The 13879-nt window shown below is 36.7% G+C and carries 11 protein-coding genes; 4 read left to right on the plus strand and 7 right to left on the minus strand.

Features of this window, described 5'->3' with window-relative positions:
- Positions 1 to 3: 3 nt before the first annotated feature.
- The 7 genes from AC0INN_RS05640 to AC0INN_RS05670 form a co-directional block, all read right to left on the minus strand.
- Positions 4 to 471: a nucleoside triphosphate pyrophosphohydrolase family protein gene (locus tag AC0INN_RS05640; protein ID WP_273647928.1), complete on the minus strand. Its 468-nt coding sequence runs from the start codon at positions 469 to 471 to the stop codon at positions 4 to 6.
- A gap of 192 nt (positions 472 to 663) precedes the next feature.
- Entirely contained in the window at positions 664 to 1083 is a 420-nt protein-coding gene (locus tag AC0INN_RS05645) for a hypothetical protein (protein WP_172282966.1), read from the minus strand.
- A gap of 13 nt (positions 1084 to 1096) precedes the next feature.
- Positions 1097 to 1804: a glycohydrolase toxin TNT-related protein gene (locus AC0INN_RS05650; RefSeq protein WP_306612193.1), complete on the minus strand. Its 708-nt coding sequence runs from the start codon at positions 1802 to 1804 to the stop codon at positions 1097 to 1099.
- A gap of 421 nt (positions 1805 to 2225) precedes the next feature.
- Complete coding sequence (locus AC0INN_RS05655) at positions 2226 to 4469, minus strand: reprolysin-like metallopeptidase (protein ID WP_306612195.1); 2244 nt, start codon at positions 4467 to 4469, stop codon at positions 2226 to 2228.
- 249 nt (positions 4470 to 4718) lie between these two features.
- On the minus strand, positions 4719 to 7649 hold the full coding sequence (locus tag AC0INN_RS05660) for a reprolysin-like metallopeptidase (protein ID WP_273647932.1): 2931 nt from the start codon (positions 7647 to 7649) through the stop codon (positions 4719 to 4721).
- A 201-nt stretch (positions 7650 to 7850) separates the two neighbouring features.
- Positions 7851 to 8348, minus strand: coding sequence for a DinB family protein (locus tag AC0INN_RS05665; protein ID WP_273647933.1), 498 nt, complete (start codon positions 8346 to 8348; stop codon positions 7851 to 7853).
- A 16-nt stretch (positions 8349 to 8364) separates the two neighbouring features.
- Positions 8365 to 9504, minus strand: a complete 1140-nt coding sequence (locus AC0INN_RS05670) for an acyl-CoA dehydrogenase family protein (protein WP_172282956.1) — start codon at positions 9502 to 9504, stop codon at positions 8365 to 8367.
- Positions 9505 to 9699: 195 nt separating this feature from the next.
- On the opposite strand from AC0INN_RS05670, the gene AC0INN_RS05675 reads away from it, so the two are divergent.
- The 4 genes from AC0INN_RS05675 to purC all read left to right on the plus strand — a co-directional run bounded on the left by AC0INN_RS05675 (position 9700) and on the right by purC (position 13833).
- Complete coding sequence (locus AC0INN_RS05675) at positions 9700 to 11574, plus strand: endonuclease (RefSeq protein ID WP_273647934.1); 1875 nt, start codon at positions 9700 to 9702, stop codon at positions 11572 to 11574.
- Positions 11575 to 11778: 204 nt separating this feature from the next.
- A complete protein-coding gene (locus AC0INN_RS05680; RefSeq protein ID WP_172282953.1) occupies positions 11779 to 12384 on the plus strand; it encodes a SatD family protein in 606 nt (201 codons plus the stop codon).
- Between the two features lies 1 nt (position 12385).
- Complete coding sequence (locus tag AC0INN_RS05685; protein WP_306612199.1) at positions 12386 to 13081, plus strand: DUF3307 domain-containing protein; 696 nt, start codon at positions 12386 to 12388, stop codon at positions 13079 to 13081.
- A gap of 32 nt (positions 13082 to 13113) precedes the next feature.
- Positions 13114 to 13833 carry a phosphoribosylaminoimidazolesuccinocarboxamide synthase gene (gene purC, locus AC0INN_RS05690; RefSeq protein ID WP_172282949.1) on the plus strand — a complete coding sequence of 240 codons (720 nt, stop codon included), beginning with the start codon at positions 13114 to 13116 and terminating at the stop codon, positions 13831 to 13833.
- Positions 13834 to 13879: the final 46 nt, after the last annotated feature.

The raw sequence follows: 13879 nt of genomic DNA on the forward strand, positions 1-13879 counted from the left end.
ATTTTATTTCTCGATGATCGTTTTCAAATCAGCAGGAGAATAGTATTTGTTTTTCAGAACTTTGTGATCGGTTTTTCTGTAAACGTTGAATTTTTCTCCTGATTTTTCATAAAAAGATTCTACTTCTTTTTCTTTATAGAATTCAACAGTTTCATTTGCCTGCTCCTCATTGTCACATGCTTTTGACATATTGGAACGCTGAACTTCGTTGAAAAGCTCTACAAATTTGTTGCCAAGACCAAATTCTAAAACAGCACCACTCAAAACGTATTGTAAATCACATAAAGCATCTGCAATTTCAACGATGTCATTATCTGCGATTGCTTGTTTTAATTCGTTTAATTCTTCCTGTAACAGTTCAACTCTAAGATTACATCTTTCAGAAGAAGGAATTTGTGGTGTTTCTAAAATAGGGGCTTTAAAAGTAGTATGGAATTCTGCTACTTGGTTCAGACTATCAATTTTATCCATGAATTTTTTTATTTAAAGCAAAGATAGAAAACGATTTGCTAATGGTAAAATGTACAACGCAAAATGTACCTAAAAACGGTAGAATATAGCCTACTTCTCTGTAATCTACTTCATGATCCTCTGGCGGATTTTGCAGATAATCATGTTCATTAGTAACCATGCGAAATTATCAAAATGATGATTAAAAACAGATTACTCCATTTTTTCAAATTTCCAGACCCCGGAAATATGTAAGACCGTTGCTCCCGGTTGTTTTTCACCATAACTGAAAACACAGATATAAGAGGAGTGGCAGGATGGACAGTCCGTACCAAAGTATAAGGTAGGTAAATTAGAAACCGTTAATTCTCCAAAATGCAACATGCTAGGGAGGGTGGGAGCAACAATACCATTATCTGTTAATTCATTTTTCGAAAGGACTTTGTCACTCTGATAAATCTGAAGGATCGGGAACCCTGATTGATAAGGGATAATTTCGAGTTTATTTTCATAACCGCAGTCACAACAGGCAAATGTTGTGACTGCAGATGGGATAATTTCACCATTGGTAAAAACTGTTTTTGCTACGAGAACTTTTCTGCCAATTCTTATTTTTTTTGATATTGAATACATCAGGATCTGTCTTTTATTGAATCACTGTACCTACTAAATTGTTGTAATGACCGCTTGGACTTTTTTTTATGGTTATTTTCACATATCCTTCCTCCGCCAGCTTATTCCAGGTTTTCTGATAGCCGGTTGCCGGATCTATAGGGATTTTCCACATCGTTTGTTTTCCGCCACCTACCTGATTAAACCAGGGAATTACATCAGCTGTTTGAGAAGTGAAAGGTAATGAATTATTCAGAACATCGATCTCATAATAAAAATCATAGGTGTTTTCAGGTTGATTTAATGCTCTTTGAGAGAAAGTATACACATACCCGTTTATAATAGGACTTGTAAAACTGCCTCCTAACGTAGGAATTCCGCTTCCATTATAATTAATCGCTCCGCTGTACCGGTCAAACTTTTGCCCGGCCTGAAAGGGAACATTATCAACTATATTATATCCTCCATTGGCAGGGGGCCAGCCTCCATTTAGATTATTGGCTTTAAAAAGAGCTTCCAGTTCACTCCATTTTCCCTGTTTGTATAATTCGAAAGCCTGATTCCGGATATCCTGGTTAACCAGTCCCGCGGTATCATAAGTTAATGCAAATTCATCAGCGGTCTTATAAAATACGTGGGTAACTCCGTTTGTGTTATCAATTTCATCATCCCTGTCCGAACTACAAGCAGTCGAGAAAAAAATAACGGATAAAAAAAGTAAATACTTCAGTAAATGTTTCATAATAATTAGTTTTTTATTTATAATTAAGTTAGTGTCAGGAGGCATATCTTTTTCATTAATATTCATCTAGTGAATATTGGCGGTCATCTTCGGAATAAATTTATTGGTTCACTTTGGATGTAAAATAAGGCGCTTATTAAGACTTTATCCAAAGTAATGGAATGCAAAGTGATATGAATCAGGCAATGCTTACTAATAGCATCTTCGACCCGAATACCCGATGGCAGGCGGTACAATGATTCGATAAATTTAAATTAAAAAACTATAAAAAAAGAATAAATTACTTTAAAAATTAATAATTAATGAATTATTTACTTTTTTAGTTTTTAATTTTAGAATTTATTACTTTTCTATAAGATGAATTGAATAAAAAAAGGCCGCTCTAAAAAGAGCAGCCTTAAGATCATTGTTATCAAGATAATTATTCTTTAATAAACCTTTTTGTTGTTTCTCCAGTCTGAAGTAAATAAACTCCCTTAATAAGGCCACTTACATTAATGGCTCCTCTTTCAAGTTTTCCTGAATTAATTAGTTTCCCGCCCATATCAAAAATTTTATATTCTTCTGAAGTAGCGTTTGAAACATTTAAGATATTTTTTACCGGGTTAGGGAAGAGCTTCACCTCGGTGATCAGGTCTTTAGTGATGTCTTTTTGTTTGGCTGAAGATGCAGTTACCTTTATATTGGCATTGTTCACATCAAAGAAAATGTGATTGCTTCCTTTTACCATAATTCTTCCTGTTGTTGTTGCAACATTAGGAATTGTTACTGCCTGGGTGCCGTCATTTGGAGTTCCCGCCAGCAAAGTGGTCCAGGTAGTTCCACTATTGGTTGACCATAATATATCCACATTAGCCGCATTTACATTATTTCCTGTAGTTCCTGCAACGTCCCATGTTATGGTTTGAGAGCTTCCCCCGGCATAAGTTACGGCAGAATTTTGGGAACTCACCTTAAATGGACCAGCTGTAGAGTTTACTGTAATTATAGCATCATCGGAATTATTTCCTGATCCACCGGCTCTGTTATCACGAACTGTAAATCTGAAATTCAGTTTTCTTGCCACATTAGATAATGCTTCTACTGTGATTTCCGATCCTGAGGTAGTTGTAGCACCTGCAAGGATAGAAGCCATTCTTGGGAAATACCTGGTAGGAGAGGCAGTTGGTGTCCATGATCTGAATGTAGGACCAACGGTTTTTGTAGCACTGGCTGCAGAACTGGATCCTGTTTGTGAAGAAGTTCCCTTATCCATTTGCTCCCAGATATAAGTTAATGTATCTCCGTCAGCATCCGTACCGGTTCCTGTCAACATAAAAGGCGTGCCTTTAGGAATAGTGTAATCAAGGCCTGCATTAGCTGTTGGGATGGAATTTCCTGTAGCAGTATTTACAGAGCAGGTTGCCGCTTTAATATTGTCCGTAATCTGCTGAATGCTTAATGCATGGAATAAAGCGTCCGAGTGAGCTTGCACATCATAACTTGTAATCCCTGCATAGCCCATTATGGTAGATCCGGATCCCGGTTCTACAGGTTGCAATCCGTTTTGGGTTTGATAAGACCATGTATGATTACCTCCAAACTGATGTCCCATCTCATGAGCTACATAATCTATATCAAAACTATCTCCTGAAGGAACACCGTCTGCCGGTGAGGTGTATCCGCTTCCTTTATAGTTTTCAGGATATGTAACTCCTCCATCTACATAAGTTGTATCGTCATTGCTGCAAATACAGCCTATACAACCTGCATTACCACCACCACCATCTTTTCCGAATAAATGTCCTATATCAAAATTGGCATCACCAATTGTTGAATGTAAGGTTTGCATAAGTTCATAATTCCAATTATCAAGCTGTGATGAAGGGGAATAAGGATCGGTGGATGAATTGGTGTAAATGACATCATCATTATTTGAGATAAGGACCATTCTGGCAGCAAAATCTTTTTCAAACACTCCGTTTACACGGGTCATTGTGTTATTCATAGCAGCCAGGGCATTTGCTTTAGTTCCTCCAAAATAAGACGTATACTCACCGGTGCAGGAGAGGGCTAATCTAAAGGTTCTTAACTTTGAATCATCAGCATTCGGTCTTGCAACAACGGTTGTTTTATCAATCCCTTTCTGTGCAACATCAATCACTTTACATTCAAATTTATTAAGGGCATCCTTTTTATCAGACTTCCTATAAATTACATACGTAGAAAGATCCTTCGTGTAAGGCTCAATAAAAACAGCAGAGCGGTCGCCGTAAATTTCCATAGAAGAAAGCCCCAAAGGAGAAATACTGAAATACACAGTCGAACTTTTATCTTCTGCTCCCTGTCCAACATACGATTTAATATCCGGATATTTCGCAGCTAAAAGAGGATCAAAGTTTGAGTTTTCCCTTACTTTAAAATTTTCCATTTTTCCTTCTGAATTAGGAAAAGAAATAATAATTTCTGATGGTTCTCCCGCAGACAATCTTTTTGGAGCTTTTGAAAGGACGCTTTTGAGTGCATCAAGATTTAGTGAGTACACTTTTGGATCAGTAATGCCGGTTTTGTTCTCAAAAACCTGCGATGCTGTCTTTGGTGAAGTTTGAGACCAGAGACGATCGGTCTGCGCGAAAGAGATGCCCGAAATTAAAAGCACCCCAATCATGGATAACTGTTTTTTCATATAAAATATTGTTTAATTGTGGAATACCAAAGCTAACGAAAATAATATTACGAAAAACGTACTTAATTCATATTTTTACTAGGTATTAATTATTATTTTCATTTACGAATTGAATAATAGTTAATTTTTTAATAAAAAATGAATAAAATAAATTAAAACAAAATAAATGATTAATTTTTTTCTAAATCAGCAAATAAAAAAACTACCTCTGGCGAGGTAGCTTTTTCATTTAATTCTGATTTAATATTATTAATCTTTAATGAATCTCCTTGAAATTTCACCAATTTGTATCATATAAGCTCCTTTTACGAGATTATTTACATTAACAGATCCTCTTTCGAGTTTTCCTGAATTGATTAATTTTCCTGTCATATCGAAGATTTTATATTCTTCAGATGTTGTATTGGAAACATTAAGGATATTTTTTACCGGATTAGGATAAAGTTTGATATCTGTAAGCATATTATTACCACCTAATATGTCTCCTTTAGATGTTGATCCGATATTTACTGTGTAATCCTCAACTTGTCCATACGTATAAGTTCCGCAAGATGATGATGGGATAGAGCTGTACTGCATCATTACTCTCATTCTTGTAGAGCCAAGTGCAGCAGAAGCCGGAATCGTTATACTTCCCGTTACCGGTGTTGTAGTAGATCCTGATTTGGTCCATACCAATTCGCCGCTATCTGTAAAGACTCCGTTTTGATTGTAGTCAATATATACTGCGTACGCTTCACTGTATACGGTTGAAGTCCATACCGGAGTAATAGAAATTGTATAGGCAGTTCCTCTTGTAACATTAGTGGAAACAGATGTGAAATTTTCGTATCCTGCAGTTCCCGTAGAAGTGTTGTTGATTGTTCCAAACTTCACGTTTCCTATTCTTTCGTCAGCAGTATTGTTTGCACTTGCTGAACAATAAGTTACCGTGCTTCCTGCAAGAGTTGTTACACTTACGGAATTACTGGCTGCTGAAGTGTTTCCTGCGGCGTCTTTTGCTTTAACGGTAAAGCTGTAAGTGGTAGATGGACTTAAGCTTGTTACTGTATAAGAAGTAGAAGCAGTAGATCCTATTAATGAAGCACCCTGGTACACATCATATCCGGTAACCCCTACATTATCCGTAGCTCCGCTCCATGATAAATTGGTTGTGGTTGCAGTAGTACCGGAAGCAGCAAGAGTAGGTGCTGTAGGCGCTACAGTATCAGTTCCTCCTGAACCTGCATTTACCGTGATGTTAGCATTATTTACATCAAAGAATACATGATTGGAACCTTTTACCATAATTCTCCCTGTTGTCGTAGAGGCATTAGGTATGGTAACAGCCTGGCTTCCATCATTAGGTGTTCCGGCCAATAATGTAGTCCAGGTATTTCCACTGTCAGTTGACCAAAGAATATCTACATTAGCAGCATTTACATTATTTCCTGTAGTTCCTGCTACATCCCATGTTACAGTTTGGGAAGTTCCTCCTGTATATGTCGTTGCTGAATTTTGGGACGAAACCACAAATGGTCCTGCTGTAGAATTTACCGTAATCACTGCATCATCAGAATTGTTTCCTGAACCTCCGGCTCTGTTATCACGAACTGTAAATCTGAAGTTCAGTGTTCTTGCTACATTAGATAAAGCTTCTACAGTAATTTCTGAACCTGCGGTTGTGGTAGCACCGGCAAGGATAGAAGCCATCCTTGGAAAATATCTGGTTGGAGAAGTTGTTGGAGTCCATGATCTGAAAGTAGGTCCGGATGCTTTTGTTGCGCTGGCTGCAGAGCTTGCTCCTGTCTGTGACGAAGAAGCATTGTCCATTTGTTCCCATATATAGGTTAAGGAATCTCCGTTTGAATCCGTACCGGTTCCTGTTAACATAAATGGTGTGCCTTTAGGAATAGTGTAATCAGATCCTGCATTAGCGGTTGGAATTGCATTTCCTGTTGCTGTACTTACAGGACATGTTTTAGCTTTAATATTATTAGTGATCTGCTGGATACTTATTGCATGGAAAAATGCATCAGAATGGGGTTGTACATCCTGAGAGGTAATTCCTGCATATCCCATGATGGTAGATCCTGAACCAGGTTCCATATTAGCTCCGGTTCCTTCATTGCTCATAGAGAATGTATGGTTTCCTCCGAACTGATGCCCCATCTCATGCGCTACATAATCAATATCAAAATTATCTCCTGAAGGAATTGCATCCGCAGGGGAGGTGTAGCCGCTTCCTTTCGAGCCGTTTGTACAAACACATCCGATACATCCGGCATTTCCACCACCTCCGGTAGCCCCGAAAAGGTGTCCGATGTCGTAATTAGCCTCGCCAATCACAGAAGTTAGGGTATTTTGAAGTTGCGAATTCCAATTATTCATACTGCTTGAAGGAGAGTAAGGATCCGTAGAAGCATTAGTGTAAATTACAGCATCATTGTTAGAAATTAAAACCATTCTTGCTGCGAAATCTTTTTCAAAAACACCGTTTACACGGGTCATTGTATTGTTCATTGCAGCTAAAGCGTTGGCTTTTGTTCCCCCAAAATAAGTAGTGTATTCTCCCGTGCAGGAAAGTGCTAATCTGAAAGTTCTCAGCTTGGCATCATCAGCGTTAGGTCTTGCAGCGAGACTGGTATTATCAATCCCTTTTTGGGCAACATCAATAACAGTACATTCAAATTTGTTAAGATTGTCTTTTTTGTCTGATTTTTTATAAACCACATACGTTGAAAGATCTTTGGTGTAAGGCTCGATGAACACAGCCGATTTATCACCATAGATTTCCATCGAGGATAATCCTAAGGGTGAAATACTGAAATAAACTGTGGAATTAGAATCTCCAAGACCCTCACCAACGTAAGATTTGATGTCCGGATACCGGGCTGCCAGTTGTGGATCAAAATTTGAATTTTCCTTTACTTTAAAGTTTTCCATTTTCCCGTCGGAATTAGGAAAAGAAATAATGACTTGTGATTTTTCGCCGGCAGCCAGTCTTTTGGGAGCTCTTGAAAGCGCGTTTTTCAAACCGTCTATGTCCAGTGTATAGACTTTTGGATTATTGATGTTCGTTTTATTCTCGAAAACATTTGCAGATGTTTTCTGTGAACTTTGAGACCAGAGACGATCGGTCTGAGCGAAAGAAATGCCCGTCATAAAAAGCACTCCAATCAGAGTTAATTGTTTTTTCATAAAATATTTGTTTGATTGTGGAATGTCAAAGCTAATAAAAAATTTACAACAGAAAACAAAATTTTTTAAGAAAATTTTTGATTATATTTTAAATATATTAAGCATTATGTTAAGAATAATAAAATTCATATTGTATCAAAAAAAGAAAATAGCATACGTAAAATACGCATGCTATTCATTTATTGATAAGTTAACTCTACATTACAATCTATCATCAGCCGTAGGGCCATACAATCCAGGAACTTTATTTCCCGTTGATCTCAGATAAACAACCAGTTCTCCTCTGTGATGATATAAATGATTAAATAAAAAGCCTCTGATTACCTGAACTCTTGGAGTAGGAGCGAAAAGAATTTTTCCATTCATTTCCATTTTCCACTCATTAAAATATGTACTTTCATCAGAGTCCTCTATTACTTGTTGGGCTCTACTGACATTATTTTCAAACTTTGCTACAATATTTTGAATTGTGGAAATATCCCCTTTATCATATTGGTAGATTCCCATATCGAAAGTATCCTGATTGAAAGTATATTCATACCAGTTGTAAATCTCTGCAATATGTGAAGCCAGTTGGCCCGTGGTCCAGCTTTTATCGGAAGGTTTCCAGTCCAGAACACTGTCGGGAATTGCATTTAAAATTTTCCGGGTATTCTCTGCTTCATAGAGAAACTCACCTAAAAGAGCCTGTTTAATCATGATAGTAGAAAATAAATTATTGTGTAATATCTCTTCCGATTACCAATCTCTGGATTTCTGAAGTTCCTTCACCAATGGTACAAAGTTTAGAATCTCTGTAATATTTTTCTGCAGGAAAATCTTTAGTATATCCATAACCTCCAAAGATCTGAACTGCATTATTTGCAATTCTCACACAAGCTTCAGAAGCAAATAACTTCGCCATTGCTCCTTCTTTGGTCATTTTTTGTTTTGCATTCTTTAATGTACAAGCCCTGTGAATAAGAAGTTCAGCAGCGTCAATTTCAGTTGCCATATCAGCAAGCATGAAATTAATAGCCTGAAAGCTTGCGATAGATTTTCCGAACTGATGTCTTTCCTTAGCATACTTTAATGCTGCTTTATATGCACCTCTTGCTGTCCCAAGACTTAATGCTGCAATAGATATTCTTCCCCCATCCAGGATTTTCATAGCTTGCTTGAAGCCTTCTCCAACTTCTCCTAAACGATTAGAATCTGGTACACGTACATTATCAAAAATTAATTCAGCCGTTTCAGAAGCACGCATTCCCAGTTTGTTCTCTTTCTTTCCTGAAGTGAAACCCGGCATTCCCTTTTCCAAAACAAAAGCAGTTGAATTATTCTTTGCTCCTTTTTCTCCCGTTCTTGTCATTACGACTGCAATATCTCCGGAAATAGCATGAGTAATGAAGTTTTTAGCTCCATTGATTACCCATTCATCACCATCCTTCACAGCTGTTGTAGACATTCCTCCTGAATCAGAACCCGTATTGTGTTCTGTTAATCCCCATGCTCCAAGTACTTTTCCTGTTGCAAGCTGAGGCAGCCATCTATGTCTTTGCTCTTCATTTCCAAATTCGTAAATATGGTTCGTACACAATGAGTTGTGTGCGGCTAAAGAAAGTCCGATAGAAGGGTCTACCTGAGAAATTTCGTCAAGAATGGTAACATATTCGTGATAGCCTAACCCGGAACCTCCATATTGCTCAGGAACAACAATTCCCATAAAACCCATTTCTCCTAATTGATGAAATAGATCTTTTGGAAAAGTCTGGCTCTCGTCCCATTCCATAATATGGGGTCTGATGTTTTTTTCAGCAAATTCTTTTGCTGTTTCTGCTATCATTTTGATGTTGTCAACAATCTCGGTATTCATTATATAAGTAAATAGTTAGTTCTCAAAGATACTTAAATTGTAGAAATACGAAAATAAATTATCCAATGCGTAATATTATGTCTACAATAAATTAACTATCAGTTTTTTACATAATATAATTTAATAATTTTTTAATAAAAATCGTGTAAAGAGATATTGATTATTTATCTACTTTACAATACCAAATTTTAGAATATGAAAAAACTTTTACGATCTATTATCTTATTTTCCTCTTTTGTTTCAGCACAAGCTCCGGCCGGATATTATGACGGAACAACGGGACTTACCGGATTTGCATTGAAGTCCAGATTGCATGACATTATTTCGACCAAGAACATAAGCTGGCATTATGGTGATCTCACCAATTATTATAATCAGACGGATCTCGATATTTATTATGATCATGATGCAAGCAACACGACCATACTATTGGATATGTACTCTGAAATTCCGACAGGACCGGATGCTTACGAATATACGACCGCTAATCTTATAGGAAGTTCGTCGGCAGAAGGACTCGGATGGAACAGAGAGCATATGATGCCTCAAAGTACATTTTACAGTAACTATCCCATGTATTCGGATTTGTTTTATGTAGTACCAACAGATGCAAGGATCAATCAGTTGAGAAGTAATTATCCTTATGGAATTTCTACTACAACACCTTCTAATGTATTTTACACCTTTACCAATTCTTCCAAAATCGGAAGAAGTGCCATTCCCAATTATGCTTATACAGGACGTGTTTATGAACCGATAGATGAGTTTAAAGGAGATATTGCCAGGAGCTTATTGTATTTTGCGGTGAGGTATGAAGGAAAATTAGGAACTTTTAAATTCAACAATAATGCAAATCCGGCCTCGGATACCAATCCTCTGGACGGTACGGAAGAAAAAGCATTTGATGATGCGTATATAGCTATGCTTCTCCAGTGGCATGCCCAGGATCCTGTTTCCCAAAGAGAAATTGACAGAAATAATTCTGTTTACATGATACAAAAGAACAGAAATCCATTTATTGATCATCCGCAATGGGTAAATGATATCTGGGGACAGGTTCCGGACACGGTTTCTCCTCAATCACCAACGAATCTAACTGTGAGTCAGACAAGCACCTACTTTACAACATTGAGCTGGACGCCAAGTACAAGTTCCGATGTTATTGGATATAAGATTTATCAGAATGGGTCGCTGGTGGCATCAACAAGAAATACCTCGATAAGCATCGATCATCTTTCTCCTTCTACCAACTACAATTATACGGTTAAAGCCTATGATAACGGATATCTTTTTTCACCAGACAGTAATATTGTTTCAGTAACCACTCTTGCTTCCGATGTATATTCCAAAGACCTTTTTGTTTCTAAATATTTAGAAGGAACATCCAATAATAAAGCTATTGAGATTACCAACAGAACGGGGCATGCGGTGAATTTAAGCAATTACAGGCTTGCTATTCAGTTTCCTAGTGGTACCAATTATTATTTTCCCGCTCCATATGAGCTGGAGGGGACCGTACAGAATAATGAAACTTTTATGATTTTAAATCCTAACGCCAGTTTTTCATGCTTTGGCAATGAAAGCGCTAAGTTTGTTACTGCAGCCCCGCAAATGACATTTTCAGGAAGCCAGTATATTGAGCTGAGCTATAAATCGGCAACTGTTGATGCTATTGGTATCAAGTCCCAATCCAATTCATCTCAATTGACTGACGTTTCTCTTTACAGAAAAGCTAATGTTACTCAGCCCACAACTTCTTTTAATATAAATGAATGGGATGCACATCCTGCTGATCATTGTGAAGATACGGGAACTTTATTTTTACAGGATATTCAGTATTCCGGACAGGAAGAGCTTAAAATATATCCTAATCCTGTCAGTGAAAATATATTTGTAACCGGAAAAACAGAAGGCATAGAAACGGCACAGATCATCGACTGGTCCGGAAGGGTATTGATTACTGAAAAAACACCTTTCCTAAATAAAAATAATATTTCCGTGCAGAATTTACAATCCGGTCATTATCTTTTAAAACTGGATAACAAAGTATTTAAATTTATCAAGAAATAACTTTATAAAATTCAGAAAATAGATTTTTTCACTTTAAAAAGTAATGAAATTATAGTTCTGGAAATTAATTTTCAAAGAGCTCATATCCCGTTGAATCTACTGTTTTACAGGATATTGATATAAGCAGATTCACTAATAATTAATATCTATAAGTGTTTCTGCTTATATCTTTTATTTATAAGTAATTATGCTTATATTTGCAAAATGATAGCGGTCATCACCGGTGATATTATAAATTCGCAACATGCAGACACAGAAGTTTGGATTACCAAACTAAAGAATCTCCTGGAGAATTGGGGGAGCTCACCCCTCACATGGGAAATTTACAGAGGAGATGAATTTCAGTTTAAGTGTACTATCGATGAAGTTTTCTGGCGTTTTCTAGCCATAAAATCTATTATAAAAAGTCAGGAAAATTTAGATGTAAGGATAGCCATCGGTATTGGTGAGGAAAACTTTTCATCCGAAAAGATTACCGAATCCAATGGAACGGCCTACGTTAATTCCGGAAGATTACTGAATGGATTAAAGAGTGATGGTGATACTGTTGCTATTAAAACATCGAACGAAACGGTAGACAGGGACCTCAATATTCTTTTAAAGTGGGCTTCAAAAGATTTTGATAACTGGACAATGGCTACCGCAGAAATTATTCATGAAATGATTATGAATAAAGATATCACCCAGGAAGATCTAGCCAGGAAGTTTGCCATATCGCAATCTTCGGTAAGCCAGAGGCTAAAACGGGCGAACTATGACCTTATCGTAGAGACAAATCAATATTTTAGAAAGAAAATTTCAGAACTGTAACATGATTTTCACTAAACTCATATTGGCACATTTACTCGGAGATTTTATTCTTCAGCCAAATTCATGGGTTGCTGATAAAGAAAATCGTAAACTTAAAAGTAAGTTTCTGTACCTGCATGTTCTCATACATACCGCTTTAACTTTTATTTTCCTCTGGAACCTTCAACTTTGGTGGGTGGCAGCGTTGGTAGGTATTTCTCATTTTATCATTGATGCCGCTAAGCTTATCTTTCAAAACATTAAAACAAAGAAAAGATGGTTTTTTATTGATCAGGTTCTTCATATTCTGGTCATTCTAGGTGTTTCATTTTATTTTAAAGAATTTGATGTAACGATATTTGAAAATCAGGAATTTCTGAAAATAGTAATGGCTGTTTTATTTTTAACGACGCCTTCATCTATTATCATTAAAATATTACTGTCTTCATGGACTCCGGTTGCTGAAGCTCAGAATAATATACAAACCGAATCTTTAACGAGTGCAGGTAAATATATAGGAATCCTGGAACGTTTGCTGGTATTTATTTTTATTCTGGTAAACCACTGGGAAGGGGTAGGTTTCATGGTTGCTGCCAAATCTGTATTCAGATTCAGTGACCTTGCACAGGCAAAACAACGAAAGTTGACTGAATATGTATTGGTAGGAACGCTTTTAAGTTTTGGAATGGCTGTTTTAACGGGAATTTTAATAAAATAATTATAAATCTAACTATAAAGACAATTTAGAAAATGGAAAAGAAAGAAATGTTGTACGAAGGTAAGGCTAAACAAGTGTTTGCTACCGATAATCCTGATCAAGTAGTAGTGCGTTTCAAAGATGATGCTACGGCTTTCAATGCTCAGAAAAGAGGACAGGTTGATCTTAAGGGCGAAATGAACAACGCGATCACCACTTTAATTTTCGAGTATTTAAATGAAAAAGGGATTAAAACTCATTTCATTAAACAATTGAACGAAAGAGAACAATTGGTAAAAAAAGTATCCATTATTCCTTTGGAAATGGTTGTAAGAAACTATTCTGCCGGAAGTATGGCTCAGAGATTAGGAGTAGAGGAAGGTATAAAATCTCCGGTAACTATTTTTGATATCTGCTATAAAAAAGACGAATTGGGAGATCCTTTGATCAATGATCACCACGCTGTTTTCTTAGGTGCAGCTACGTATGAAGAGCTTGACGAAATGTACGAGCTGACTTCTGATATCAACGAAATCCTTATCGATCTGTTTGATAAGATGAATATCATCCTGGTTGACTTCAAGATCGAATTAGGGAAAACATCAGATGGTGAAATTATCCTGGCAGATGAAATCTCTCCTGATACATGCAGATTATGGGATAAAGACACCATGAAAAAATTAGATAAAGACAGATTCAGAAGAGACTTAGGTGAAGTAACTGAAGCGTATGTCGAAATCTATAACAGACTGAAAGCTTTACTTAATAAATAAGTAATACGGAAGATTTATAATCAGACTTGAGATTGTATTTAACATA

This window comes from Chryseobacterium subflavum, assembly GCF_055762745.1.